We start from the raw sequence: 25,952 nt of genomic DNA, 5'->3' as shown, positions 1-25,952 counted from the left end.
TTCTTGGTGAACAACTTCAACAGCCCGTCCGGGCCAGTCAGCGCCAGGCCACGCTCCCGAGCCTGCGCCACCATCGCCGCAGCGGCGGCCTGCTCTGCAGACCGCCGCTACCCACCGTCATCCGTCTTCTGCTGTCGAGACCCCATGGCCCCAGATGTCATCACTGTCCGTGCCCATCCCGCCGGACCCGGCCCGGCGTGTCGAGCCGGAAACACCGTTCAGTGCACAGTCCCCAGCATCCACCGATCAGCCCGATGACTATGCCTCGGAGTGGGAGGCGATCAAGACGGTCGCTGGGCGGTTGGGGATGAACCCGGAGACGCTGCGAAAGTGGCTGCGTCAGGCCGAGGTCGATTCCGGTGATCGTGACGGGACGACGACCGCCACCGCGAGGGAGATTCGGGAGCTCAAGCGCCGTAACGCCGAGCTGGAGCAGACGATCGAGATCCTCAAGGCTGCGACGAGTTTCTTCGTGCGGGAGAGCGACCCGCGAGTTCGATGATCTGTCAGTTCATCGCCGAGCATAGGGCTCGGTTCGGGGTCGCTCCGATCTGTCGTGTGTTGTCTGGGCACGGCTGCCAGATCGCCCCGAGAACCTACTACGTCTGGGCATCGAGAGCACCGAGCAAGCGGGATCTGTGGGATGCCACGATCACCGAGGTGCTGGCCGGCTACTACGTCGGTGACGAGCATGGTCGACGTCCGCCGGAGCCGCTGTACGGGTCGCTGAAGATGTGGGCACACCTGAACCGTCGAGGCATCGGGGTCGCCAGGTGCACGGTGGAGCGGCTGATGCGGGCAGGCGGCTGGCAGGGCGTGCGCCGGGCCAGCAAGGTTCGCACCACTGTGCCGGACCCGGCCGCAGACCGTGCCCCGGATCTGGTCGACCGCCAGTTCCGGGTGTCCGCACCGAACCGGCTTGTGGTCGCGGACTTCACCTACGTGCGGCTGGTCACCGGCGTGTTCGTCTACACCGCGTTCGTGATCGACGCGTTCGCCGGGCGGATCGTCGGCTGGGAGTGCTCGACCTCGAAGCACACCAGGTTCGTCCAGGCTGCGATCGCCCAAGCCGCGGCGTTCCGTGCCAGGCAGGGAAATCCCTTGCTGGGCCACACGATTCACCACTCCGATGCCGGCTCGCAGTACACCAGCGTACGCTTCGCCGAATCGCTCCTGCTGGCCGGAATGATCCCCTCGATCGGTAGCGTCGGGGACGCGTTCGACAACGCCCTCGCCGAGACCACGATCGGGCTCTACAAGCACGAATGCATCCGCGCCGACTCACCCTTCCGACCAGGACCACTCACCAGCCTCGGCGACGTCGAAACCATCACCGCCGACTGGGTCCACTGGTACAACACCAGCCGCCGCATGCACCGACTCGACCGGCAACCACCAGCCGAGTACGAAGCCAACTACCATGCATCAACCCGAGACGGCCGACCAGCCACTCACACGTAACCGACAGTGCACCAAACCGGGACGCTTCAGGTCGCCCGCTTGTACTCACCTGATGGGTCTGCCTTCGCGGTCGATGTCGATCACGATCCCGTCGTGGTAGGTGCGGCGTTCGGTCCGGGCCACGTCCAAGTCCTCGTCGAGGACTGGGAACAGATGGACCGGTGTGAGCCTGATCTGTGCGGTTCGCTCGCGGTCACCGCGGAGACGGTTGACGTTGATCTCCAGATGGCCGTAGTGCTTGCCACCAGCGAGCAGTTTCGGCATACCGTCGACGACCGCCCATCGTTCGGGCTCGCTCTGGTCCGCGGTCCATTGGCTGAACGGGTTGTAGCCGAGCGGCGCGCTGTCGAGCGACGCTCCTTCGCGGCGGATACCACGGAGACCGTCTCCGGACACTCCGACGTCGTAGTAGCTGACGCCGAGCCCGTCGCCGTTCGAGTCGACGAAGCTGCGCTCGAACATCTCGCTGTGCCCGGAGATCACGGCCGCGACTCCGTACTGCTCGAACAGCGGGTGGTACACCCGCATGGGGGTGCCGCCCTGGCCCGAGGTGAGCACGTGATTCATGGGTAGTCCGTGCTCACCAGAGCTGTAGGGGACGTGGTGGAACTGGACGAGGACGATCTGGCCGTTGGCCCTGGCGTCGATCAGTTGCCGCTCGACCCAGTTCCACTGCTGACTGCCGGGGTTGTAGTCGGACAGGTCGGTGCCGCCCGCGCTCTCGTACTCCTCGCGGGTGAAGTTCTCCTGCGTGTCGGTGCCCGGGCCGGTGAATTGACGTCCGGTCAGCTTCTCCTCGGGCGCGTAGCGCGCGGCGCTGTCATCCGGCTCCCCGTTGTTGCTGTCCAGCGTCAGGATGGTGAGAGGACCGTAGTCGACTCGGTAGTAGTTGTCCTGATGTTGCGGCGTCCCGTTGCCAGGCCCGTCGAAGTAGGCGTGGAACTTCGCGCGGGACCGGACGACCGGCGTCCGGTCAGAGGGGGTTCCGTAGCCGCCGTTGACGGCGCCGAAGCTCTCCCAGTTTCCGAAGGCGGGCAGGATCGGCACCGATGTCAGCAGGTCGCCGCCAGGCCCGGCCGTGTGGCGGAAGAACTCGTCCCAACCCGGCTGGTATCCGCCGCCTTGGACGAGATCACCGGCGAACAGCACGGCATCGGGCGACCGCTGCTCGACGGCAGCGAGGTTCCTGCGCAGGCCCTCGTCCTCGGTGAGCGGATACCGCAGGACGCGTGTCCCTGACAGGGTGGTTGTCCCGTGGACCTGATCCCAGGCGGACCCCGGCTCGGCGGACGGCCTAGCGTCCCCGTCATCCGCGACGGCGCCCGGCGCCCACTCCCGCTTCTGCACCCGGCCTCGCGGCTCGGTCTCCGAGTCCGACATGGCGATCAGCCGGAGATGCTGCCAGTCGTCAGCGGTCGGGGCGGTCTCGAACCGACCCTGGAAGGTCGATTCTCCTTGCTGCACGGTGTACTCGTATCGGTGGCCAGGCCGGAGGCCGTCGATGAGTTCGGTGTGCTTGTAGCTGTCCGCCCCGAGCAGCCATGAACCCTGCTCGAGGCCGGGGATCTGCTGGGAGCGTTCGGCATCGGTGTACGCAAGCGCTGGTTGCAGCTCTCCGGCGACGTCGTAGGTGAGGTTTCTGTTGAGACCTGGGCCGCTGATGGTCAACCGTCCGGGTTCGCCGTTCTCGGTGAACCACGTGACTCGGATCTCCGAGGCGCTGGGGCTCTGCAGGAAGGGCAGGATCCGGAAGTGTTCCTGCGACTCGCCGGCGCCGGTTGCCGGCGCGGCGAGTGCGACGGGCAGGATGAGTGCCGCGAGACTCGCGGCCACGAGCGTGCTCCTCTTATGGCGCATGGCGGTCTCCTCAGTACTTCAAGGTCACGTCACCGACGGCGATGCGGTGATCGGAGAACGGTGTGGAGATCACCCAGCCGGAGTCCTCGCCGACCTTGAAGTGTCGTTGGTCGACGAAGATGTAGTCGATGTGCCGGTTGCTCGAGTACGGCTTGTCGTAGATGTCTGGGGCTCCCTCGGCGCCCATAGTCCACTCGCCTTGTCGAAGGGGGCAGTCCTCGGTGCCGAGGTTGAAGTGACGGATGTTGCCGCGCCATCGCGGATCCCGGCCGTCGACTTCCTCGAAGACCCCGTCGCCCTCGCAATGCGCGTAGAAGAAGTCGAGGGAGGGCAGGAACGGGAGCTCGTTCAAGTCGCCGAGCAGGGCCACGGGCATCTGCCTCGCCATCGGCGTGATCGCCTCGGCGATGACCTTGGCCTGCGCGTAGTTGATCGAACGCCCGTAATTTGGATCGTCCACGAGGTCTGGGTTGTTCGGGAACGAGGTCTCGTTGATGAGCGGCAGCGGCACCTCGGTGTGAGTCACGCAGGCGCGGATCACGGCAGCGTCCGGAACGGAGACGTCGCCGCAGACGAGTTTGCGGAATCGCTGACGGTAGTGGTAGCCGAGGTCCAGGTACGGCGTGTCGCCGAACATGACCCGCTCCGAGTCGTACTTGCTGAGCAGGCCCATGACGTACCACCCACCGGGGTTGACGACTGGGTCGTAGCAGTTGGGAATGTTGTAGTTGGTGACCACGACGTGCTCGGTCAGGCCCGCATACCCCGGCTTCGCCTTCAGTTGGTCCCGCAGCGCGACCCACTGCGTGTAGCACATCTCGTTGAGGCCGATGATTTCCGCTTCCTGGCTGGAGATCTTCTCCACGGCGTCGGCCACCGGCGCTCCGGTGCTGCCCCCGTTGAAGCCGTTCCCCGCGAAGTTAAAGTCCAGAAATCGGATGCCTCGCTCCTGCGGCTGCGACGTCGCACCGTCGGAAGCCTCGGTTGTCGCGGCCGCGGTCGCGGCCGGAGCGGCGAGCGCCGCGCAAGCGGCCACAGCCATGACCACCAGCTTGATCCTCATCACGCCTCCTCCAAGGTGGGTGATTCCTGTCTAGACCGGTATTTTCACCGGAACGTAGCACCCTGTCGAGGCGCAGGCAAGGGAGCGGAAGCCGGCGACGGTGGTGTTCGCCGGTCGTTCACCACGTGCGGAGGAGTCGTTTATGCACTACTCGGCTGGGCGACTGACGTGCATCTGGATGGCGTAGCGGTCGCCTCGGTAGAGCGACCGGCCGAACTCGACGACGTTGCCCATGTTGTCGACCGACACACGCTCGATGAGGAACGCGGAGTCGTACTCGGGAACCTCCAGCCGCTTGGCTTGGGCAGGGCTCAGTCGTGCGATCGCCACCGTCTGCTCGGCCGACTCCAGGCGTACGCCGAACACTCTGGCCAGCACTTCGTACAGGGATTGGTCGCGTCCCATCACCGCGAGTAGGTCCGGGTAGCGATCGGCTGAAAGGTTCGTCCGTTCCAGGGCCATGGGGATGCCGTCGGCGGTGCGGACCCGCTCGATGGAGTGCACCGACGCTGCTGGTTCGATGCCGAGCCGCATTGCGATCTCACGCGTCGCGGCGCGAGTCCGTGCCCGAAAGCTTCGGGAGCCGGGCGCCATGCCGCGGTTGCGCATGTCCTCGCTGAAGGATCTGAAGATCTCGGAATGTGTCAGGGTGGGATGTTGCACGAAGGTTCCGCGGCCGGGAACGCGACGGACCAGCCCGCGGTCCTCGAGCTCGCCGATCGCCCCGCGAACCGTCATGCGCGCCACCCTGAACCGCTCTGCGAGCACGCGTTCAGAGGGGAGCAGGGAGCCGTCACGGGACTCCAGCACCAGTGCGGCCAGCACGTCCTTGATGTGCTGGCCCTTCGGGCCGTCCGGTTCTGCGGTGAACACATCCGGAGCGGTGGGGTGGAGTTCGTGTCGCGGCCTTGGCATGGTGCAGCTCCTTACTGACCAGGCGGACGTCAATCGTACGACGGACTCCCAACCGTCTCAGACAATTGACAGCGGTATAGACCAGTATTACTCTGCCCTCTCAGGTGTCATCCATTCGACCAGGAGATCCACATGATCGGCAGGCGATGCGGCGTACTCGCCGTCCTCGGGGCGCTGGCTCTCGGCATCGGGGCATGCAGCCCGAGCGCGTCGGAGGGTGGCCCCGACACCAGTAGTCGCGGCGACGAGACCACCCTGGAGGTCTGGGGGTGGCGGCAGGAGGATGTCGCCGCTTACGAGAAGATCTTTCAGATCTACGAGGACGCGCACCCGGGCGTAACCGTCGAGTACGTCCCATACAAGGCTGACGAGTACGACACCATCCTTCGCACCGGCCTGTCCGACAAGAGCGGACCTGACGTCGCACAGTTGCGCTCGTATGGCTTGCTTCAGCCGCTTGTCGCTTCCGAGAGCCTCGTGGCTCTCGATGACGAGGTCAAGGGATTGGCGAAGTTTCCCGAGGAGATCCTGGACGGCGCGCGAGGCGTGGACGACAGGCAGATCTACGGTGTGCCGTTCGCTCTGCAGACCTTGCACGTGATCTACAACAAGGCGATCTTCGACGACCACGGGATCACTCCGCCCGAAACCTGGGGCGACATGATCACGGCGTTCACCACCCTGAAAGACGCCGGGGTCATCCCGCTGGCGGCGACGGTCACTGATACGTGGATGCTGCCGATCCAGCAGGAGATCTTCGGCGCGAGTACGTACGGGGGGTACGCCTATCTTGAGCAGATGCTTGCCGGGAAGGCCACGTTCACCCACAAGCCCTGGGTCGACTCACTCACGACGTGGAAGGACACCAGTCAGTTCTGGGAGCACAAGTTCGAAGGCGTGAACTACGCCGACGCACAGGCATTGTTCACTTCCGGCAAGGCCGCCACGTTCCCAGGTGGAATCTGGGAGCTTGCCGTCTTCGCTCAAGCGAATCCCGACCTCGAGCTGGGAATCTTCAACGTTCCCCCACCCCCGAACGCAGCCGTCTCGGAGACCCTTGTCCCCGGCTACGTGGATGGTTCGTTCGGAGTCTCCGCGAAGTCTCCGGACCAGGAGGCCGCCCTCGACCTGGTGCGCTGGATGGCCACGCCCGAGTTCGGGCAGGCCTTCACCGACGAGTTGCGCCAGATCAGTGCGGTTCCAGGTGTCGAGCCCAGTGACGAGCTCCTCGCGCAAGCGCTGGAAGCGCACCTGGCCAACCCCAGCCCGTACGTCACGTACGCGTACTTCTCGAGCGGCGAGCCGACGGCGTGGGACCTTGCCTCGGAAGGGCTCTCCAACTTCGTACTCGGCCAGTCGTCGGCCCAGCAGGCCGGGGACCACATTCAGCAAGGCGTTGACCAATGGTTCGAGCCGACGTCCTAGCCGCGGGGCCGAAGCGATCGGCGCGGAGCCGACCACGCTTTCGCGCCAACCGCACACCAATGGGCTGGATCGCCGGATTCTGCTTGCCTGCCCTGACGTTGTACGGCCTGCTGATCGTCTTCCCGCTGGTGACCGCGTTCTACTACGGTTTCTACCGGTGGGAGGGGACTCGGAAAGCGGAGTTCGCCGGGCTCGGCAACTACCAGGAGGTCCTGACCCGGTATCCGCTGGGTGACGAGATCCCGGTCGCGCTGTGGCACAACGTGCTCTTCTTCATCGGCACGATGGCGATCCAGAACACGATCGGCCTGGGTCTGGCGGTGATGCTCTACCGGAACCCACGCTGCAAGCGTTTCTTCCAGGCGGTCTTTTCCCTGCCGTACCTGATCAGCCCTCTGATCGTCGGCTACATCTGGTCGCTGTTGTTGAGCCCGTCGTTCGGGCCGATCAACTACATGTTGGACTCGATCGGCCTGGACTCGTGGGCCAGGCCCTGGCTCGGTGTACCCGGTACGGCGCTCCCGATCTTGATCCTCGTCAACGCCTGGCAATGGATCGGCGGCCCCATGCTGATCTTCCTGGCGGCACTCGGTGGAATCCCGAAGGAGCTGGAGGAGGCCGCGTCGCTCGACGGAGCGTCGGCCACGCGTACATTCTGGAGCGTCCGGTTCCCGCTCCTCACGCCAGCGATTGGTGTGATCACGGTTCTCACGTTCATCGGCTGTTTCAACATCTTCGACCTCGTCTACGCGCTAGGCGGTTCTGACGGTGGCCCGGGAGGTGCCATGGACGTTCTCGGGCTCCTCTACTACCGGACGGCGTTCGAGGGTGGCGCCAACGCGGTCGGGGAGTCCTCGGCGCTTGCAATGATGATCTTCGTGCTCATATTCGGCGTCTCCATTGCTCTTGAGCGGTTCCTCAGGCGCCGGGAGGTGACCCCGTGACAGCACTTCTGTCCGCGACAGCAAGAGGGACGCCGACAGCATCGAAGCGGTCCGATCCACCAGCCGCACAGCGCGGTGTCGGCGGACGGAGGCTCGGCGTCCAGGTGCTGCTATGGCTCTATGCCGCCATCGCGTTCGGTCCGCTCCTGCTTGTGCTGGTGGGTTCGTTCCGGCCAAACGCTGACATCCTGCGGCAGCCGGTGGGCCTGCCGACGTCGCTCAATCTCGACAACTATCAGCGGGCCTGGGAGACGGCATCGCTGTCGACCTACTTCGTGAACTCTCTCGGCATCACGGCCGCGTCCGTGGCGTTGTGCGTTGCGGTCTCCGCGATGGCCGCTTATGCGCTGTCTCGATGGCAGTTCCGGGCCCGCGCGTTTCTGGCGGCGTTCTTCATCGCCGGCATCATGATCCCGGCGAAGTTGGGGCTCTTGCCAGTCTTCTACATGTACCAATCCTTGGGGCTCATCGACAGCCGGATCGGCCTTGTCCTGCTCTACGCGGCAAGCGGCGTTCCGTTCTCGATCTTCGTGATCATGGGGTTCATGCGTGGCCTTCCGGTCGAGCTCGAAGAGGCAGCGCGGCTCGATGGGGCCAACGAGGGGCGTATGTTCGTGTCGATCGCATTGCCGCTCATGAGGCCGGCGCTCGCAGTGGTCACGGTCTTTCAGTTCGCCCCGACCTGGAATGACTTCTTCTACCCGCTGGTGCTCATGCGCAGTGACGAGAAGTACACCGTGCCCGTGGGCCTGACCAGGTTCTTCGGGGAGTACGCCGCTGACCGGGCGACCCTGTTTGCTGGTCTGGTCATCGCACTTGTTCCGTTGGCGATCGTCTTCGCACTGGCGACTCGATACATCGTCTCCGGGCTCACGGCGGGAATGTCGCGGTGACCGGACACGACACGTTCATCAGCATCGACGGCGGCAAGTCACAGCTACGTCTCCTCGTAGCAGCCGGGGACCACCGGCAGGTCGGGGTCGGCACGGGCATGGTCTATCAGCCGGGCGAGGACGGAGTCGATCGCATCGTCGCCGCCATCCGTGAAGCGGCCGCGGCGATCGAGCTTCCAACTCACGTGACGGGCGTGGTTGCGGGCTTGACTGGAGTTCCCGGCGATATCGGGCTTAGACGGCAGCTGACGCGGCGGCTCGAAGTGCTCTTGCGGGGTCCTGCCCTGGTAGTCGAGGACGTCTACCTGGCACACGCCGGGGCCTTGAACGGCCCAGGCACGGTGCTCTGTGTCGGCACGGGCACGAACGTCCTCGCAGTTGGCGCCACCGGTGGGTACACGAGCCTCGATGGCTGGGGCCCGATCCTCGGCGACAGGGGCAGCGGGTACGCCATCGGACTCGCTGGTCTCCGGGCCGCGGCGGCTGCGCTCGACGGAGTGGGCCGGCGCACCGCACTCACGGAGAACTTCCCAGACACGGTAGGGGGCACGGATTTGGCAAGCCTGCAGCAGTTCTACCGCGACCCGCAGCTCGCCGCACGAGTCTCCAGCTTCGCGCGCTTCGTCGTCGACGCGGCAGACCGAGACGATGTCGCACACGCCATCTGCGAAGCGGCCGTGGAAGACCTCGTGGCTGTGGCGGAAGCCGCTGCGACGCGACAGCCTGACGCAGGCCGGCTCGTCTCCCACTCGGGTCGGCTTGTCGGCTCCGGTGAGTTCCTTCGCCGTCGGCTAGGAGACGAGCTCGGGGCGCGAGGGCTCGAGCTCGTCGAGCCCATGAGTTCCCCTCTGGAAGGTGGCCTGACGTTGATGCGAGGCGGAGGGCCGTATGCCTCGGTCGTCGCCTACCTGCGCGAGCGTACGGACGTCTTCGAGGCAGGTGAGAGTGCGTGAGAGTCGGACACGGCGCACAGCGACTCGAGGTCGTTGCCGGTGAACGGATGGGGGGCTATGCCGACCGCTCCCAGGGAGTCCGCAGCGTTCTCGAACCATTGGAAGTCCATGTGGTCACGTTCGCGGACGAGGCACATCGGTTCGCGCTCGTCGTAGCAGATCTGATTTGCGTGAACACCGACATCGTCGAGCTGATCCGGGCGGCCTTTCTCGAGCTACGGATCGACTCCTGCTGGGTTGCGGCCACCCACACGCACGCCAGCCCGGAGGCCGGATGCGTGCCAGGTGGTAGCCCAACCCCGCCAGCCCTCGGCGAGCGCATCGTCGACGCCGCGGTCGCAGCAGCGAAGGCGGCCGTCGTCGATGAGCGGGCGACGTCGCTCGGCTACACGCGCGCGTGGGTCGCAGGCCTTGCCGGCAGGCGCAACGCTGGAGATGCCACGCCGATCGACGTTCCCGTCGACGCGATCGTGGTCTCGAACGAGGAGACCGTCGTCGGTGTCGTCACGGTCTCTCCCGTACACCCCACCGTCCTGCCTGCCGACAACAGCGACGTCAGCGCAGACCTCAACGGTGGAATCCGACGAGTCCTCGACGCTCCTGGGCGATGGGTCGTGGCCGCGACCGGCGCCGCGGGCAACATCAGCACCCGGCACACCCGGCAAGGCAGAAGTCTCAACGAGATCGATCGACTCGCAGCTGTGGCTGCCAACAGCCTCGAGCTCGACGCAGCCCGAAGGTCGCAGCCAGCCGACGGCACAATCCATCCGCCGGCGTCCAGAGTCATCCGGTTGGAGCCCAAGCTCCCCGCCGAGGTGGAGGCGGCGATGGCGGCCGTCCCGCCGGCCGCGATCCAGGCAGACGCCCGCAGCCACGAGGTTTTCGAGCAAGGGCGGCGCATCGCGAGAGAACTCGCGACGCAGAGGCGTGTTGAGGCCTACGACGTGGAGATCCAGGCGGTCAGCCTCGCCGGCATCACGCTCGTCGCGATACCTGGAGAGCTGTTCCTGGAGCTCGGCGAATCGATCCGCGGGGCAGCCGGTTCGGACGTCATCGTCCTCGGCTACGCCAACGGGTACCTCGGATATCTGCCCAGCCTGAGCACGCCGCCCACCTACGAGACACTCGTCAGCCCTGTGCGGCTGGGGAGCGGTGAGCAGGTCGTCGACGCAGCGGTGCACATTGCCGAGTCCGTCAGAGGAGGAGAGGAGCGAACGTGATCGAGTCTGAGTACGCGGCCCAGGCCGCAGGTTTGGTTGACCGCGTTGTCACCACACAGCTACCGGCGATTCAGACCGCCGCCTCGATGGTGGCCGGATCAATCGCCGCCGGCGGTGTGCTGCAAGCATTCGGAACCGGGCATTCGCGAATCGTCACGCTGGAGCTCGCCGGCCGCGCCGGCGGGCTCGCCCCAGTGGGCATGCTTGCGGTCAAGGACCTCGTGATGTTCGGAGGCGAGAATCCCGCCGCGATCCTCGACCCGACGTACGAGCGAGAGACGGGCGTGGCCGAACGAATCTACGCACTGGCGAAGCCCCGATCCGTCGACACGTTCCTCATCGTGTCGAACTCCGGTCTCAACGCCGCCATCGTGGAAATGGCCGAGCTCGTGCACGCCCGCGGACACGGCCTCGTAGCGATCACGTCCTTCGCCCACACGCGGTCTTCCGCCGCGCGACACACCAAAGGACCACATCTGGCCGACCTGGCGGACGTCGTGATCGACAACTGCGCACCAGTAGGGGACGCCAGCATCGAGATCGCTCCAGACGTGAGGGTCGGCGCAGTGTCATCATTCACCGGTGTTCTCGTGGCGCAAGTCCTCACTGAACTGACGTGTCGCTACTTGCTCGACATGGGTCATGACGTACCCGTGTTCATCTCCGCCAACCTAGCATCGGGGGATGCTCACAACCGAACGTTCCAGGAGCGCTACCGCCGAGGAGTACGTCCGATCGAGCCATAGACTCGCGCATCCAACCGTCGCCTTCGCCCTGGTCTGCGCGTCGTACCTCATCGGCATTGCGCCACCTTCCCAATCAAGGACGTGTGCGCCAAACCCGGGAAGGTTCAGTACCGCGTCCGGCTCTGGGCCCAGCAGCTCGGCACCGTGCAGACGGTCAGCGGTGCCGTCATCCGCAAGATGCTGAGTCCGTAGTCGGACCTACTCAGCGTCCTGTGCCTCGATCAGGTCGAGGTCGCGGACGCAGAAGCCGTGGTGCTCGAAGGTCTCGTTGAGCACCGTGCCGAGGCACTGCCGCACCGAGCGGCCCCGGGCGTACGGCGGCCAGACGTCGTCGTCGGGCACCGGCGCTCGCGCTGCGAGCTGCTCAGCGGTGACCTCGTCGAGCCATGCCTCGAGCTCGGCGGCTTGTGCGTCACGCACGTTCACGATCTCGACGAGGGCCGGATCGAGCGAGAGGTCAAGCCCGTGCGCCCCCTGGTAGGGCTCGACGGTCGTCCCGATGCCCATCGGCGTGAACAGCTCCGTCGAGCCCAGGCAGCAGCGGCGGAACCACGAGTCGTGGACGAAGACCAGGTGGCGCATCGTCTGCACCGCCGACCACTCGTCGTTCACGCTGCGGCGTTCGATGCCGGGCGTACGGCGGATTCGCTCGATCGTGGCGGCCCAGGCGGCATGGAGCTGACGCGATGCCTCGCGCAGATCGGCAGGCTCCTCGGAGCGGATCAGCACCCGCACCGGATGACGCCGGTCGAGCTCGGCCTCGACGTACTCGGTCACCTCGACACCGTTCACCACGAGGTTGGTAATGAGCCCGTCGATCACAGCATCCTGCATGACGACGCCGATCAGGCGTGCCCCGGTCAGATCGCACTCGCGGAACTCCGCACCGTGCAGATCCTCCTCGACATACCGCGTCATGCTCCGCATACTAGGTCCGAGCACCGACAAGCCAGCCTCCCCGGCTTGATTTGGCCCCACCAAGCCGTCAAGCCGGCGCCAAAAGTGCGGGTGTCGTTTGGCGACTGGGTGCATGCCCACTGCAGCTAGCTAGCGCGTTGGTGTGTGGGCCTCCCCACCAGGAGAAGCCCACACTACTGTGACGCGGGGGCGGTTGACAGCTTCGTGCCCTTCCGCCGTGGGACGATTTGGCCACGACGCGAGGCGCCTTCGAAGCAGCCTGACCGACAACTGGCTGGTGGTCCACGCGGTCTTGCCGAAGGCGGCCCGCGACGGAGATCCCGTGCATGGATCAGTGGCGGGTTGCGTCCCAGATACGGCGCAGGGCTTCGGTCTCCTTCCCGTCGATGCACTTGGTGTAGACCCGCAGCGCCACGGCGACGCTGTGTCCTGCCCACTCTGCGACCTGGGCAGGATCCTCCGCGGTTCTCAGCCAGGTCGATACGGCGGCGTGGCGCAACGAGTACGGCACCTCAATCAGAGGCGAGGCAGCCTGCTCTGCGGTGAACGCGGCGGCTCTCGCCTCGTGGAAGACCTTGAGGTATGCCCGGTCAGTGATGTGCCCGCCGCGGGGCCCTACAAAGATCCGACCGTCCGGTCCGGTGCCGAACTCGTCAAGGTGGGCACGCAGAAGTTTCACGAGGTCGGGATGAATGGGGACTCTGCGGGTTTCGCCGTCGGGCCGGTGCTTCAGCCCGCGGCCAGGCCGGATTTTCTCGCGGCCGACCGCTGTTCGTCCAACGGCTCCCGGAACGTGGTACGGCGTGAGTGAGCACCATCACGCCCCACTCCGGTGTCTCAGGAAGGCTGATCACGTGTCTCCTGTGCAGATCCACTGCCTCCTCGGACCCGGCCCTCGGGGCGCCCATGATCGGTTGACCACGGGCTGCCGGCCTCTTGAAGCTGGCCTCGGCAACCTGGATCGGGTCTCGCCGGTCTGCCCCGGACGTGCCGATCCAGGCGCGGTCCGAGGTCAGTCACGACCGGGCCCACCGCAGAGGCCGACCGCGGCACCACAGCGGCCACGGCGCCGGCGCCGCAAGGACAGAGCGTCGACATACCTTGCACGGTGCCTCACAACGCAATCCGGATGAGGTTGCGGCCACGCAGGGCAAACAGGGCGGAGCCATCCGGTGCCGCAGCGATCATCGCACCGCTGTCGGTGTCGAGACCATCGAGCACTGTCGTGGTGGTCAGTGTGGCCGGGTCGAGCCGGAACACGTGTCGGGTATCTGCGCCGTAGATGGACTCGCCAATACCGACGAGCGCGGTGCTGCCAGTCGACACCTGGCTGGTGCGTACCACCGTGCGCCGAGCGGGGTCGTATTCGAACGCGAGGCCCATCTCGGTCACGCCGTACACGCGGTTGCCAGTGGCGATCAGGTCGACGATCTCCCTTGCGTCGGGGACCGGGACGAGTTCGTGCTCCACCCGCCGGGCCGCCAGGTCGAACGTCACCAGCCTCGCCTCGGTCGCCAGCGGGGTGGTGCCCAGGCCGTTGCGGATGCTGCTCCCCAGATATGCCTTGCCATGCTTGATCGCGACCGACCGGACGGATTGGTCCTTGATGATGTCCCGGTAGACGTCCAGCTGGCCTGTGTCCGTAGCGAAGAGGCCGAGCGCGCCGCCGTACCTGCCGTACTCCGGTTGGGTGCCGACGGCGAGTAGGTTGTCGGCAGAGGAATACGTCGCGTCCAGCGGCCTCGTCTGGTCGTTGTCAAGCGTGGCTACCCGGATGGGATCGCCATCTGGCGGAAGCCGGAACAGGTACGCCAGGGTGTAGACCGACAGCCACAGCTGCCCGCGGGCGGGGGTCATCGCCTTCGCTTCTCCTGGTAGGAAAGTCCGCCGGGACGTTCCTGACGCGAGGTCGTGGATCTGAATGCCCGCCTTGCCGCTGACGTAGACCCGGGCGCCGTCCGTGGCGATCGCCATCGCCAGCTCAGGTGCGGGCGGCATCCCCGCTTGCGTCACGTCAACGCCAGAAAGCGCTCCGGTGGCCAGCTCGTAGGTGAGGATCGTGTTGGTAAGAACGCCGCGCAGGAGTCCGTCGGCAAGGAAGAGACCGGAGAAGTAAGCCCCGTCGTATGGCACGAGGAGTCTGGTCAGCTCGCCGGTGTCCCGGTCGTATTTGTACAAGCTCCCCGATGGCCGGGTGCCGAAATAGATGTCGTTGTTCGAGGCGTCGATGGTGATGGCAGTGATGTAGGAGTCGCCGGGAGCCTGGATGGTGTCGTACGTAGCCGGGTCGGCGGTGTTCATCAGCAGCAGAGTGCCGGTGGCGGAAAGCCCTGCGGCGAGTAGCCCGCCCTCGAGGGCGAGAGTGGCGACGAAGGTACGGTTCTGAAACTCCGCCGGCAGAATGTCCCGTTTCTCGCCGCTGGCCCGGTCAATGGCGATGAGGTGGGCATGTGCCCCGACGCCCGCGTAGATAGTGGAGTCATCGACGGCAATGCTCCGGACATACTGCTCGCCGGGTACGGCCGAACCGTAGCTGCGCTTGACGCCGGTGGCCGGGTCGTATTCGAAGACCAGACCGCTCGGGTACGTCCCGGCGTAGACCTTGCCGTCTGGAGAGGAGTCGAGGGCCCAGATGAAGTTGTCGGGCAGCGCGTCGGCGACCTTGGTGACGGCGGTCCCAGTGCTGTCCACCTGGTACAGATCGCCTGGAGCGTACGTACCGACGTACAGGTCGCTACCCACAGCTGTGGTTGCCCAGGCGCCTTCGCCGGTGGGCAGGAGGTACTTCGTGGTGATCTTCTGCTGTGCTGGGTCGTAGGCGCCGACCACCGTGGGGCTCACGCCCCCGGTGGCGACATAGAGCTTGTCGGCGATGGCCGCCGAACCGGACAGGGAGGTGACAGAGGAGGCCGGTCCAAGATCGGTGACGGTGCCCCGCGAGGACTCGCGCAACGCCGCCATCGGCGCCACGAACCCCGCGACTCCGGCGAGCGCTGAGGAGCGGAGCAGTTCCCGTCGAGTCGTCATCCGTGCGGGCCCAGCCATCGTCACTCTCCTTGAACGGTGCCGACATCGAGCCGCCAGAGGCGAGCCGTGTCGACGTCAGCCGACAGCCGAGCGCCCATCGTGACGTGGCTCGCTGCGGTCCAGCGATAACCGCGTTGGCCCCATGAGACTCGAATTACGGTCAGGACCGTAGTGATCGTTGTCGATCACGTCAATAATCGACTCCCGCAGCGACCGAACCAGGTCAGTCCGCACTTCGCCGACGCTTGCGCTGGCATCCGACTGTCGGCGGCAAGCGCTTGACAGCTCTGGGTTCCTCGATGGTTGACGCTATCCACCGCGAACACTACGGTCACGACCGTAAATCGGGGGTCTTGAGGCGACGTTCGCTCCGCAGCAGCCCCTGGTGAAGGAGTCCCTCCGCACCGGCGATGTGTGTGAGCCAGCCCGCCTGGATGACGACCTGACAGGAGACGTCATGGACGATCGGGTACCTAGCGGCGACACCACGCACCAAGTCAAGGCCAACCCCACGCGGCGGAATATCCTGTGGGCCGGTGGCGGGCTGGCCATGGCAGCGTTGACGAGCCAGGCATTTCCCGGACCGGCAGCCGCCGGCTCACCTACCGCAAGCGAAGGCCACGAAGGGACCTCAGGGCTCCGCTACGACACCTGTGCAGGCCCCGCGGTGGAGACGTTCGGCACGGCCTCGACCACGGCCGCGATCGTTGGCGCCACTGTGTTCGGTGGTCATGCGTACGTCGTGACCCGCGGACTTGTGCCGCCTCTGCTCGCCGAGATCGACCTCGACACCCACCAGGTCGTACGTTCCGTACCGCTGCCCAGCGGGGAGGGTGGATGGGCTGCCACCGTCTCGGGTGGACAGGTCTACGCCGGGATGTACACCGTCCCCGACGTGCACCGCTTCGACCCGGAGACCGGCGAGGTCGAGACCGTGGCCAGGCTCGGTGGGTCATCGGGATTCGTGTGGGCGCTCACCACTGCCCCTGACGGCACCATCTATGCCGCGACCTACCCGGACGGGGGTATCTGGGAGATCGACCCAACCACCCGGGTGTTCCGCCGCATCGCCCAACCGGTCCCGGGAGCGCAGTACGCGCGCTACGTCGCCGCCGACGCAACCCATGTCTATGCGTCGGTCTACACGCCGGGCCGGCTTGTTGCCATTGACCGCACGACCGGAACAGTACGCAATCTCAACCCGCCTGAGCTCGGAGACGCGGTCTACGGCCCCCTCACCATCGACCGGGACCGGCTGGTCACGACGTCATCGCACAAACTCCTCACCATGCGTACGGACGGTTCCGACGTCACGATGGTGGAGCTGCCGGAGTCGGAGGCACTCATCGACGCGTTTGCGGTCGGCGCGGAGGGCACGGTCTACGCCACGACGCGGCGTACCGGCTCGGTCTACCGCTACCAACCCGGCGCATCGGAGCTCGAGCAGCTCGCTACACCGTCGGCCAACGACGAGCATCGCGCCATCGTGCTGCTCGATGACCGGACGATGTTCGGCGCGGCGGGCAGTGGTGGCGTGTGGTGGCTGGACCTCGAGAGTGGTACGTACTCCTTCGTCGACCTCATCGATGCCGGTCTCCCACCCGGACCGGAACGCCCGCAGGCGATCGTGCACGACCCGGGCCGCGGCGTGTACATCGGCGGGCACTGGGCGCTGGAGGTCTACGACCCGGACACGGGGAAACGAACCCGGTTCCGCGTACCCGGTGAGGTCAAGGCGATGCTGGTGCACGACCACTTGCTCTACCTCGCGTTGTATCCGAGTACGCAGCTCGTCGTGCTCGACCCGGCCACCGGCGAGGTGCGCGACCTGGGCACGATCCTGCATGGACAGCAACGGCCGTGGGACATGGACTATGACGAACGCACCGGCCTCATCGTCGTGGCGTCGGCACCCGGGACGGGCTTCCTCGAAGGCGCGTTGACCGTACTCGACCCGCGGACCGGACGGATGGACGTCTACCCAGGCATCATCGATGACCAGGCGGTGATGTCGGTCGACGCCGTCGACGGCGTTGCCTATCTGGGTGGCGATGTGATCGGTGGTGGCGGGACGCCGCCTACGCAGGCGAGTGCGTCGGTGGCGGCGTTCGACCTGCGTACGCGGGAAATCCATTGGCAGGTCGATCCCCTCGCGGGCCACCGCACCGTGCAGGATCTCGTCGTCTACGACGGTGTGCTCTACGGCGTGATGAAGCGGGACGCCGGCACGTGGTTCGCGATGGATCTCGCCGACCGGGAGCTCCGCCAGCAGGGCTCGATCGGCAGCTACGGAGAGACGTTCGTGCACCGCGGAAAGGTGTTCGCCACCGTCTTCACCGGCCAGATCCACCAGCTCGGTCCTGACCTCGCCGAACCCCGGGTGGTGGCCAGCGGGCTCGGCGACCAGTGGTACACCAACCCGCATCTGGCGATGGAACGCAGCTGGTACGGGTGGGGCATCCTGGGCCGCGATCTCGCCCGTATCCGCGTCGATCCTGACTGCGCGGAGCCCGCACTCGCACCCGCCCGAGCGCCTGCAAAGGATCCACTGCGCATCGGCGACGTGATGTGAGGCGGCGCGCACATCCCGGGATGAGCGTTGCGGTAGAGCGATCTCCGGGTGCCCTGACCGGGACGGTCCGCCTCTCATTCCGCAGGGAGGCCATAGCCGCGGCGGCGGTCGAGCTCGAGGACCTGCGCTCGCGGGATGGCACCACACCGCTCTGCCCAGGCTTCGTACTCGTTCACCAGTGCGGCCACCAGCTCAGGGTTCAGGTCGAGCTGGCCCGGGGTGCCAGGCGCCGTTGACGACGATGTCGACGGCGCGAGGCGGGTCGACCAGGCGAGCGCGTCCGGCCGGGTCAAGCTCGCGATTCTCACCGCGGACAAGGTGTTCCTGTTCCACGCCGCGGACGCGACGAGCTGTTGCTGCGTGGCGCGATCGCGTGTGAGGAACTCGCTGGCCTCGGACTCGACTGCGTACCACGCGTGCTCGGTCGGTGGCCGGACGGCGTGCTGGCCGCCGGACCCTTTGTCGCGTTCGAGCGGCGGTCCGGTACCGGCTGGTCGGAGCTCGCGGACAACGCCGGCCTGGATGGGCTCGAGCGGATGCTGACCAGTCTCGGCGGGCTGATCGCGAGCTGGCACCGGCTCGATGTCTCCCGGCTGCCCGTGGATCTGCGGCGCCCGCTAGTCCAGGACCGCCACTGGCTGACTCGTCTCCTTGACACCGATCGCGTGGACCGTACCGTCGATGAGGCGGTCCGGCTGCTGGACGCCAAGCCGACGTGGGCTGAACAGTGGCGGCGGACCGCACTTCGGGTGGCGAGCCTGCGCCGGTCCTCCTGCACGGAGACGTCTGCGAGAACCAGCTCCTGGTCGACGACGATCTCCACGTACGCACCGTGCTCGACTGGGACACTGCCAGCCTCGGCAACCCACTGCTGGACTTCGACTTCGGCGAATGGGGAGCCGCGATCTTCAGGTGGGAAGCCGAGTTCTCCAGGCTCCGGCAGGCGATGTGGAACGCCTACACCACCAAGCTCGACGGAGCACTCGGCACCGATCCGCCCACCGCACATGATGTGCACCTGCTGTTCACGCTGAAAGAGCTGGCCTACTTCGAGGAGAGCAACGCGACCGGACCGATCGACGACTTCGGCGCTGCGAGGCTCGCCAGGCTCCGGCAACAGATCGGCCCAGCCACTGAGGCCGCCGACGGCTGAACGTTGCTTCCTGCACAGCAACCTTCACGGCTTGTGGATGCCCGTTAGGGATCTACATACGTGCACCGGGTCCGGGCCGCCCGCATATGTCGAGCTCTCGGACGGCTGCGGTCAGGGGTACTGCGCGTGTAGATCTCCGCCGAACAGCCGCTCATAGAGGGTGTTCATTCTCGCTGCGGTTGGTGCGTGGCGGGTGAGGATGTCGGCGACCGCCGGTGGCAGGCCATCTGGGTGGTGGCCGTCCGCGCACCGGCGTACGAACTCGTTGCGGGCCACAGGGCGGCCGCCGGTGGTTGGCACCGGTACGCCGCATGTGGCGGTTACCAGCCAGTTGATCAGTCGCATGGCGGCGTAGTCGGCATCGTGTGTGGCGTTGCGTTCGGCGAAGTCGCGCTCGGCTGGCGAGAGGTCGAAGCGTGGCGAGGTGGCCAGCCCGAAGTCGGCGAGGTAGATCCGCTCACCGTCGGTGAGCATGTTGTTGAAGTGTCCGTCCATGTGCAGCAGCTCATGGCCGCGCAGGAACGCCACGATCTCCGAGAACTGCCGCTCGATCATCTCGGCCTTGCCGGCTGGGTCTTCCCCTAGCCAGCCGGTCAGTGGGTACGGGATGTATTCGCAGAACAGCACGAGGCTGTGTGAAGCGGCGGCCAGCGCTTCCAGGCGGGCACGCACGGCTGGCGAGCTGTCCAGCGCGGCGACAGCTGCGTCGACGTCGGCGTGCTCGGCAGCGACGGGAGGGCGGCCGGGCAGTACTCGCCAGTGGTAGAGCAACGGGAACGACTCCGTCTCACCGGCCAGAACTCCGTCAGTGACGATCACGTTCGCGGCCAACTCGCGCCATCCGTTGAAGCCTGGGCCGCCGATGCCGTACTGGCAGAACAGTGGCAAGCCGAACAGGTTCGCGGTGGAACGCGGATGAGCCAACTCCCGGTCGGTCAACGGGACACGCTTGACGAACACCCGCACACCGTCGACATCGACAACGACCGAACCGCCGCCCACCCCCACGCTGCCCACTCGCCCAGCACTCACCTGCGCAGCAAGCTCAACGTCGCTACGCGAGGCAAGGAAGTCCGAGACCGGCACGTAGCGGGCACGCCTGGCAGCCAGCACCCACGCGATCATGCCAGCCCAAGAGAGTCCGTCCGTAATGCCGGTGGTGGCCAGACCTGGAGCTCTCGGCATCATCCACGTGGCGCCTCGCCTCCTCCTGTCGCTCCTGTCATTCCTGTCCGAGAAGGGGGCCGTCGGCGTGCGGGACGCGGTCGGCGGGGACCACGCCCAGTCTGCCGGCCTGGTAGTCCTCCACTGCCTGGACGATCTCGGCGCGGCTGTTCATGACGAACGGGCCGTAGTGGACGACCGGCTCGCGGATGGGCTGCCCGCCGAGCAGCAGCACCTCCAGGTTGGGCTCGGCCTGCGGCTGGGCTGTCGCCGCGTCGAGGGTCAGTGCGCCGCCCGCGCCGAAGACGGCGAGCTGACCTTTGCGGATCGGCCGCTGCTCCGTGCCCGCTGACCCTTGGCCGGCCAGCACGTAGGCGAGGCCGTTGAAGCTGGGGTTCCACGGCAGCTCCAGCCGGGCGCCGGGGTTGACGGTCGCGTGCACCATCGTGATCGGCGTGAACGTGATGCCGGGGCCCTGGTGGCCGTCGAGTTCGCCTGCGATCACTCGCAGCAGCGCGCCGCCGTCGGCCGAGGCCAGCAGCACCGCCTCACGGCCGCGGATGTCCTGGTAGCGGGGCAGGTGGAACTTGTGCGCGCGGGGCAGGTTGACCCACAGCTGGATGCCGTGAAACACCCCGCCGGAGACGACCAGGTGCTCCGGGGGCTTCTCGATGTGCAGCAGGCCCGCGCCCGCGGTCATCCACTGGGTGTCGCCGTCCGTGATCGTGCCGCCACCACCATTGGAGTCCTGGTGCTCGAAGACCCCGTCGATGATGTACGTGACGGTCTCGAAGCCGCGGTGCGGATGCCAGGGCGTCCCCTTGGGTTCGCCCGGGGCGTACTCGATCTCCCCCATCTGGTCCATGTGGATGAAGGGGTCGAGCACGGACTGCGCCACCCCGGCGAACGCACGCCGCACGGGGAAGCCCTCGCCCTCGAAACCGCTGGGTGCGGTCGTCACGGACCGCACGGGACGCGGGACGGCAGCGACCGGATCGGGTACGGCGACGCGCGGCAGCCTCAGAGTGTCGGCAGTGACGGCGGGCATATCAACCTCTCTCTGGTTGAAGCTTCAAGTACACCCTCCGGAACGCGTCGCTACCGCCAGGCATTCCTTCGCGAGCCAAGGACCGGAACGAGCCTGTACAAAGCCCTCCAACCGGGCGCCCGAGGCGAAACTCCGTCCGGTGTTCGGGGGCGTCAGGGAACGTCAGGACAGTACGTCCTTGCGAAGGAAGGTCCACCACGCACACGCGAGGAACGTGGTGGCGTACGGAACCGTGGGGGGCGGGCCCTTGGCCATCCCCACCAGCTGTACGGGGTCATCGGATCGGGTCCCCGCAGAACCGCGTGTTGCAGCTGCCCGTCTAGGGACCCGGCCCGTTTCACGTCCGGCTCATAGCTGCGCCGGAAGAGGGGGGACGGCACGGGCCAGGTGCCGTTCCAGGTTTGCCACGTACGCGAGTCTGGCGTTGAGCGGTGTCCACCACCAGTCGCCGAGTCCCTGCAGCTGCGCCTTGGTCTTCCAGGCCATGGCCAGGACTTCATAGATCGTTGCGTGCGGCTCGGCGGGTCGCTCGCCGTACCCTTCATAGAAGGCCGGAGGCACCAGTTCTGCCGGGCGAAGGTCTAACGTGGCCAGGTCCCACCGCGGATCACCCGCGCGGGCGAACTCCCAGTCCAGCAGCCCCGTGCATCGCCAGCCGTCTGGTCCCGGGGCAACCATGATGTTCTGCGGGAGTAGGTCGTTGTGGATCAGCCGGATCGGCGCATCGGCGAGTACCGAATGCGTAGCCCGCGAGAATCGCCCGGCCTCTTCGCGAAGCGCCGGCATTCCGATCCGCTCGCGCAGCCAGCCCAGCGTGTCGGCGACGTCTTCACTTGCCCACGTCGCCCAACCTCCCGCGAACGGCTCGATCCGATCTCCGACGATCTCGCCTGCAACTGGCTGATCGATATCGTGCGCTCGGCGCAGAGCCTCGCCTGTCGATCGCCACGCCGCGGCTAGGTCGTAGGGGAAGAGCACTTCGAGTGCCCGACCAAGCGTTAGCACGGCGTCTTCTGGCTGGCCGTTCACGGCTTCATCGACGGAAAGAATCACCTGTAGCGCGGCGTTTGCCGCGGCACGGTCAGGGTCGTCCATCGCTGCCATCCCCGTACGCCATTCCGCTCTCCTCGGGCGGGCGGTGAGGTCGTACGTAAGGTGAGCCCGCACACGTTAGCCTCTTGGGCGTGAAGTCGATCGCCGATCGGCGGCTGGGGAGCGCGCTGCTCGCCGACGGGCCGCAGCCCGCCGCGCCGGCTGATGTCGTGCGGTGGTTCGGGGCGGTGCAGGCACAGGACTTCGGACCGGCCAAGTGGTCGCTCGGGCAGCGGCTGCCCGGCACCACCGATGCCGAGGTTCAGCGCGCCTTCGATGCGGGGCTGTTTCTGCGCACGCACGTGCTGCGGCCGACCTGGCACTTCGTGACGCCGGACGACATTCGGTGGCTGCTGCGGCTCACCCGCCCGAGGGTGCACGCCGCGAATGCGTACGCCTACCGCCGGGCCGGCCTTGACGACTACGCCTTGGCCAAGGCACACGACTTGCTCGCCGAAGCGCTTGACGGTGGCGCGCACCGCACCCGCAAGGAGCTGGCCGGTGTCCTCGGTGGCGCGGGCCTGCCGACCGCGGGCTTCGCCCTGGGGTACGTCCTGATTCACGCCGAGCTCGATGGGCTCATATGCAGCGGGGCGATGCGCGGCAAGCACCACACATACACACTGCTGGAGGGGCGCGTGCCGCCGGCGCCCGCCCGCGATCCCGACGAGGCGCTGGCCGAGCTGGTCAACCGCTATTTCACCAGCCACGGCCCAGCCACCGCCAAGGATCTCCGGTGGTGGTCCAGCCTCACGCTCAGGGACATCGCGCGGGGCGTGGAGCTGGCCGGCGATCGACTGCGCCGCGAGCTCGTCGACGGGGTGTCGTATTGGTCGGGCTGGCAGGAGACGGCGGCCGCGCCGTCACCTACGGTCCACCTCGTCCAGGCCTACGACGAGTACGTGGTCGCGTTCGCCGAAAGCAAGTACGTAATCGACGTCTCCGGCGCCGCCCGGGCGCTCCCTCCCGGCACGGCGCTGCCGAACGGGAGGGTGCTGCTTGACGGGCAGGTAACCGGGCGCTGGAAAGGCACGCCCGCGAGGGACACACTGGTGGTCAAGGCAGTGCTCCACCGCGCGCTCAGTCCCGCCGAAGCCGACGCGCTCGACGCCGCCGCAGCCCACCAGGCGGCCTTCCTCAACCTCCGCCACCGGGTGGTAACGAGCCTCGGTTGACGGCTTCAGCTAAGACCGGTCGGCCTGGCAGCTATGAAGCGATGTTGCCAATGATCCCTGCCGGTCCGCCCGTGTCCGCAAGGGAACCTCCCGCGTACGAACCTGGATCCCTGACCGGACACGATCAAAGCGGATGCCCTTCGGCGTGCGGACGGACGGTCCCGTCAACCGCCGGCCCTACGGCATGCCTCGGACTATGACCTTCGTCGTCGAGACGGCGTTGAACCGCGAGGCATGCTCTGGCGGTAGGCCGAGCATCACGGGCCTACGCGGCAGCCGCCCGATCGCGGCATGTGTTGCGGTTGCGTGCCACTCCGGGGGAGTCCGTCGAGGGTGCGTGTCCGGATGAGGTCGGGTTCCATTTCGGCGGCCATCGGCGACGCAACGAGGTCCCGCCCGGCATCGTCGAAATCGTCAACGAGAGTGACCGACGAAAGGCCGAGAGATGAACAGGTTGCAGGCCATCGTGGTGGTGCGCCACATGTCCGGCCACCCAGGACGGGGAGCTCGACGAGCTCTTGCGGACTTGGCGGACGGGTCAGGTACAGGTTCAGCGGCTACCGGCCTACTGCACCTTCACCGACGCCACGCTGATCGAGATCGCGGAGGTGCGCAACTAGGCCGTCAGCCTGATGATCGCCTTGAGGGCGGCGGGTTTGCGCCCGGATCTTTGAACGCGAAGCCGTCCCGCTTCGTGTCCGTGCGGCCTTCGTACCGGTGGGCCACGATCGAAAGCTGTGACGCGTCGTACACAGCACCAGCCGGCTTGACGGGTCGTAGTACACGTGGCATATATATGTGATGGCTACTACGAGGAAGAGGAAGTCGATCATCGACCGATCCACCGCCCTCCGTACGCTCGAGAAGGCGCTCCACCGCGGGAGCGCTGCCATCGCGGTGGCGATGACCGACCTCGACGACTTCGCCACTCTCAATGAACGTCATGGGCAGCAGGCAGGCGATGAGGTCCTGGTCGCGTGGGAGACCACGCTCGACCGCAACCTGCCGTCCGATGCGCAGGCCGTTCGGGTCGGGGGCGACGAGTATCTGGTCCTGCTCCCCGGACTGTCGGCAGAGAACGCCCTCATCCTCCTCGACGAGATGCGTTCCCACTTCGCCTCCTTGGACATCGGCAGCGACGAACTGCGGAGCTCCGCCTCGGTCGGCGTCGCTGCAAACCCGCCACACGGCACGACGGCTGAAGATCTCTGGCGCAGCGCGAGCCAAGCGCTCATGCGTGCCAAGCGCGGAGGGCGGGACCAGGTCGCGATCTACGTCGAGGAGAAGATGGTCCTCAAGAGCAACTACTACAGCCGTGCAGGCCTCGACAAGCTGGCCAAGCTTTCTGCGGCGACGGGCCGCACGGAAGCGTCCCTGCTGCGAGAGGCGCTCGACGACACGCTCGATAAGTACAGCGACCAACTCTGAGCCCCGACGGGCGCTCACCAGCCTCACCTGAGCCATACCTTGGCGGCCGAGTAGTGTCCGGTGAGGGATGGCGGATTCTGGCGGTGGTCGCAACACGGCTGCTTGTTGGGGCGAGCGTAGCGAACGGAAACGGAACGGCCGGGTCGCAGTGGCGTCAAGGAGAAGGCCGTGGCCGCCCGATCGGGGATGATGAGGGGGAAGGTCTCGCCGTCAAGGGCGCCTTGCGGCGTCGCTGGCGCGATGGGGCTGCGCCCCACCCTTGACGGCAAGCCCTTGCCCCGTTCGATCGGCTGGCTATCGGGCGGCCACTTCCGTGTGGCGCACATCCGGGGGCGCCCCGGTTATGCCTGCAGGAGTGGGCCGATGAGTTCGTCGGGCTTGGCGTAGCCGTGTCTTTTGCGGGGCCGGTCGTTCAGTTCGGCGGCGACCCAGTCCAGGTCGGCCTGGCTGTGCACGGACAGGTCGGTCCCCTTGGGAAAGTACTGGCGTAGCAGGCCGTTGGTGTTTTCGTTGGTGCCGCGCTGCCATGGCTTGTGCGGGTCGCAGAAGAAGATTTCAATGTCGGTTGCGATGTTCACCTGTTTCCAGTCCCGCATCTCCGCGCCCTGGTCCCAGGTCAGCGAGCGGCGCAGCAGCTGCGGCAGGGTTTGGATCTTCGCGGCCAACACCGGGGCGACCTGCTCAGGCTTGTATCCGTCGGGCAGGTGCAGCAGCAGCACGTACCCGGTGGTCCGTTCGACCAGAGTGCCGATCGCAGTGGCGTTGTTCTTGCCAATGATCAAATCACCCTCCCAATGTCCGGGCACCGCACGGTCGGCGGCCTCGGCGGGCCGTTCGGAGATGTTGACCATGCCCGGGATCCGGTTCTTGCGCTGTCCGGCCTTGCGGCCCGGCTCGC

General features: G+C 66.6%; 23 protein-coding genes. 12 read left to right on the top strand and 11 right to left on the bottom strand.

The features are described 5' to 3' along the window. The first annotated feature begins 154 nt into the window (after positions 1 to 154). Positions 155 to 1,461, top strand: a protein-coding gene (locus tag ABN028_RS33435) for an IS3 family transposase (RefSeq protein ID WP_502879244.1) whose coding sequence is annotated in 2 segments (ribosomal slippage) — positions 155 to 464 and positions 464 to 1,461 — 1,308 coding nt in all. Because the reading frame shifts where the segments join, the coding sequence is not laid out codon by codon here. A 45-nt stretch (positions 1,462 to 1,506) separates the two neighbouring features. On the opposite strand, the gene ABN028_RS33430 is transcribed toward ABN028_RS33435, so the two are convergent. The 3 genes from ABN028_RS33430 to ABN028_RS33420 all read right to left on the bottom strand — a co-directional run bounded on the left by ABN028_RS33430 (position 1,507) and on the right by ABN028_RS33420 (position 5,296). Then, entirely contained in the window at positions 1,507 to 3,318 is a 1,812-nt protein-coding gene (locus ABN028_RS33430) for a metallophosphoesterase (RefSeq protein WP_349699392.1), read from the bottom strand. Between the two features lie 10 nt (positions 3,319 to 3,328). Then, positions 3,329 to 4,381, bottom strand: coding sequence for an endonuclease/exonuclease/phosphatase family protein (locus ABN028_RS33425; RefSeq protein WP_349331487.1), 1,053 nt, complete (start codon positions 4,379 to 4,381; stop codon positions 3,329 to 3,331). 147 nt (positions 4,382 to 4,528) lie between these two features. Continuing rightward, positions 4,529 to 5,296 carry a GntR family transcriptional regulator gene (locus tag ABN028_RS33420; RefSeq protein WP_349699391.1) on the bottom strand — a complete coding sequence of 256 codons (768 nt, stop codon included), beginning with the start codon at positions 5,294 to 5,296 and terminating at the stop codon, positions 4,529 to 4,531. A gap of 132 nt (positions 5,297 to 5,428) precedes the next feature. Here ABN028_RS33420 and ABN028_RS33415 point away from each other — a divergent pair, with 132 nt between their 5' ends. The 6 genes from ABN028_RS33415 to ABN028_RS33390 all read left to right on the top strand — a co-directional run bounded on the left by ABN028_RS33415 (position 5,429) and on the right by ABN028_RS33390 (position 11,477). Then, complete coding sequence (locus ABN028_RS33415; protein WP_349331485.1) at positions 5,429 to 6,721, top strand: ABC transporter substrate-binding protein; 1,293 nt, start codon at positions 5,429 to 5,431, stop codon at positions 6,719 to 6,721. An 83-nt stretch (positions 6,722 to 6,804) separates the two neighbouring features. Then, the gene (locus ABN028_RS33410; RefSeq protein ID WP_349699389.1) at positions 6,805 to 7,665 is read left to right on the top strand and encodes a carbohydrate ABC transporter permease; all 861 of its coding nucleotides are present in this window, start codon (positions 6,805 to 6,807) and stop codon (positions 7,663 to 7,665) included. After that, the gene (locus tag ABN028_RS33405; RefSeq protein ID WP_349331483.1) at positions 7,662 to 8,558 is read left to right on the top strand and encodes a carbohydrate ABC transporter permease; all 897 of its coding nucleotides are present in this window, start codon (positions 7,662 to 7,664) and stop codon (positions 8,556 to 8,558) included. Before ABN028_RS33410 ends, ABN028_RS33405 begins: the two co-directional genes overlap by 4 nt. Then, a complete protein-coding gene (locus tag ABN028_RS33400; protein WP_349699388.1) occupies positions 8,555 to 9,511 on the top strand; it encodes an N-acetylglucosamine kinase in 957 nt (318 codons plus the stop codon). Before ABN028_RS33405 ends, ABN028_RS33400 begins: the two co-directional genes overlap by 4 nt. After that, positions 9,508 to 10,731, top strand: coding sequence for a hypothetical protein (locus tag ABN028_RS33395; RefSeq protein ID WP_349699387.1), 1,224 nt, complete (start codon positions 9,508 to 9,510; stop codon positions 10,729 to 10,731). The genes ABN028_RS33400 and ABN028_RS33395 overlap by 4 nt, the downstream gene beginning before the upstream one ends. Then, positions 10,728 to 11,477: a sugar isomerase domain-containing protein gene (locus ABN028_RS33390; protein ID WP_349699386.1), complete on the top strand. Its 750-nt coding sequence runs from the start codon at positions 10,728 to 10,730 to the stop codon at positions 11,475 to 11,477. The genes ABN028_RS33395 and ABN028_RS33390 overlap by 4 nt, the downstream gene beginning before the upstream one ends. Positions 11,478 to 11,675: 198 nt before the next feature. On the opposite strand, the gene ABN028_RS33385 is transcribed toward ABN028_RS33390, so the two are convergent. The 3 genes from ABN028_RS33385 to ABN028_RS33375 form a co-directional block, all read right to left on the bottom strand. Next, complete coding sequence (locus ABN028_RS33385; RefSeq protein WP_349699393.1) at positions 11,676 to 12,419, bottom strand: DinB family protein; 744 nt, start codon at positions 12,417 to 12,419, stop codon at positions 11,676 to 11,678. A 307-nt stretch (positions 12,420 to 12,726) separates the two neighbouring features. Next, a complete protein-coding gene (locus ABN028_RS33380) occupies positions 12,727 to 13,074 on the bottom strand; it encodes a site-specific integrase (protein WP_349699385.1) in 348 nt (115 codons plus the stop codon). A gap of 434 nt (positions 13,075 to 13,508) precedes the next feature. Continuing rightward, positions 13,509 to 15,440: a hypothetical protein gene (locus tag ABN028_RS33375; RefSeq protein WP_349699384.1), complete on the bottom strand. Its 1,932-nt coding sequence runs from the start codon at positions 15,438 to 15,440 to the stop codon at positions 13,509 to 13,511. A gap of 439 nt (positions 15,441 to 15,879) precedes the next feature. On the opposite strand from ABN028_RS33375, the gene ABN028_RS33370 reads away from it, so the two are divergent. After that, positions 15,880 to 17,994, top strand: coding sequence for an outer membrane protein assembly factor BamB family protein (locus tag ABN028_RS33370; protein WP_349699383.1), 2,115 nt, complete (start codon positions 15,880 to 15,882; stop codon positions 17,992 to 17,994). 74 nt (positions 17,995 to 18,068) lie between these two features. On the opposite strand, the gene ABN028_RS33365 is transcribed toward ABN028_RS33370, so the two are convergent. Beyond that, positions 18,069 to 18,569: a hypothetical protein gene (locus ABN028_RS33365; RefSeq protein ID WP_349699382.1), complete on the bottom strand. Its 501-nt coding sequence runs from the start codon at positions 18,567 to 18,569 to the stop codon at positions 18,069 to 18,071. 152 nt (positions 18,570 to 18,721) lie between these two features. Between ABN028_RS33365 and ABN028_RS33360 the strand changes: the two genes are divergently transcribed. Next, on the top strand, positions 18,722 to 19,147 hold the full coding sequence (locus tag ABN028_RS33360; RefSeq protein ID WP_349699381.1) for a phosphotransferase: 426 nt from the start codon (positions 18,722 to 18,724) through the stop codon (positions 19,145 to 19,147). A 111-nt stretch (positions 19,148 to 19,258) separates the two neighbouring features. Here the strand turns inward: ABN028_RS33360 and ABN028_RS33355 are convergent, their stop codons facing one another. The 3 genes from ABN028_RS33355 to ABN028_RS33345 all read right to left on the bottom strand — a co-directional run bounded on the left by ABN028_RS33355 (position 19,259) and on the right by ABN028_RS33345 (position 22,454). Beyond that, positions 19,259 to 20,260: a protein kinase family protein gene (locus ABN028_RS33355; RefSeq protein ID WP_349699380.1), complete on the bottom strand. Its 1,002-nt coding sequence runs from the start codon at positions 20,258 to 20,260 to the stop codon at positions 19,259 to 19,261. A gap of 109 nt (positions 20,261 to 20,369) precedes the next feature. Beyond that, complete coding sequence (locus tag ABN028_RS33350; protein ID WP_349699379.1) at positions 20,370 to 21,359, bottom strand: pirin family protein; 990 nt, start codon at positions 21,357 to 21,359, stop codon at positions 20,370 to 20,372. A 348-nt stretch (positions 21,360 to 21,707) separates the two neighbouring features. Beyond that, positions 21,708 to 22,454, bottom strand: coding sequence for a phosphotransferase family protein (locus ABN028_RS33345; protein ID WP_349331471.1), 747 nt, complete (start codon positions 22,452 to 22,454; stop codon positions 21,708 to 21,710). 89 nt (positions 22,455 to 22,543) lie between these two features. On the opposite strand from ABN028_RS33345, the gene ABN028_RS33340 reads away from it, so the two are divergent. The 3 genes from ABN028_RS33340 to ABN028_RS33330 all read left to right on the top strand — a co-directional run bounded on the left by ABN028_RS33340 (position 22,544) and on the right by ABN028_RS33330 (position 25,054). Then, positions 22,544 to 23,626, top strand: coding sequence for a winged helix DNA-binding domain-containing protein (locus tag ABN028_RS33340; protein ID WP_349699378.1), 1,083 nt, complete (start codon positions 22,544 to 22,546; stop codon positions 23,624 to 23,626). A 518-nt stretch (positions 23,627 to 24,144) separates the two neighbouring features. Next, a complete protein-coding gene (locus ABN028_RS33335) occupies positions 24,145 to 24,246 on the top strand; it encodes an HRDC domain-containing protein (RefSeq protein ID WP_349699377.1) in 102 nt (33 codons plus the stop codon). 181 nt (positions 24,247 to 24,427) lie between these two features. After that, positions 24,428 to 25,054: a GGDEF domain-containing protein gene (locus ABN028_RS33330; protein ID WP_349699376.1), complete on the top strand. Its 627-nt coding sequence runs from the start codon at positions 24,428 to 24,430 to the stop codon at positions 25,052 to 25,054. A gap of 341 nt (positions 25,055 to 25,395) precedes the next feature. Here the strand turns inward: ABN028_RS33330 and ABN028_RS33325 are convergent. Beyond that, positions 25,396 to 25,952 (bottom strand): IS30 family transposase (locus ABN028_RS33325; RefSeq protein ID WP_349699375.1); only part of this gene is annotated, 557 nt, incomplete at its 5' end.

This window comes from Actinopolymorpha sp. B17G11 (genome assembly GCF_040196095.1).
In the GTDB taxonomy this organism is placed as follows: Bacteria; Actinomycetota; Actinomycetes; order Propionibacteriales; family Actinopolymorphaceae; genus Thermasporomyces.
The sequence above is the reverse complement of the archived record's forward strand: the minus strand, read 5'-3'. Positions and strand labels throughout refer to the sequence as shown.

Bases quoted from the DNA above. Each gene is read 5' to 3' on its own strand.
- ABN028_RS33430 (WP_349699392.1), bottom strand. From the start codon at position 3,318: ATGCGCCATAAGAGGAGCACGCTCGTGGCCGCGAGTCTCGCGGCACTC.
- ABN028_RS33425 (WP_349331487.1), bottom strand. From the start codon at position 4,381: ATGAGGATCAAGCTGGTGGTCATGGCTGTGGCCGCTTGCGCGGCGCTC.
- ABN028_RS33420 (WP_349699391.1), bottom strand. From the start codon at position 5,296: ATGCCAAGGCCGCGACACGAACTCCACCCCACCGCTCCGGATGTGTTC.
- ABN028_RS33415 (WP_349331485.1), top strand. From the start codon at position 5,429: ATGATCGGCAGGCGATGCGGCGTACTCGCCGTCCTCGGGGCGCTGGCT.
- ABN028_RS33375 (WP_349699384.1), bottom strand. From the start codon at position 15,440: ATGGCTGGGCCCGCACGGATGACGACTCGACGGGAACTGCTCCGCTCC.
- ABN028_RS33370 (WP_349699383.1), top strand. From the start codon at position 15,880: ATGGACGATCGGGTACCTAGCGGCGACACCACGCACCAAGTCAAGGCC.
- ABN028_RS33350 (WP_349699379.1), bottom strand. From the start codon at position 21,359: ATGCCCGCCGTCACTGCCGACACTCTGAGGCTGCCGCGCGTCGCCGTA.
- ABN028_RS33345 (WP_349331471.1), bottom strand. From the start codon at position 22,454: ATGGACGACCCTGACCGTGCCGCGGCAAACGCCGCGCTACAGGTGATT.
- ABN028_RS33330 (WP_349699376.1), top strand. From the start codon at position 24,428: ATGGCTACTACGAGGAAGAGGAAGTCGATCATCGACCGATCCACCGCC.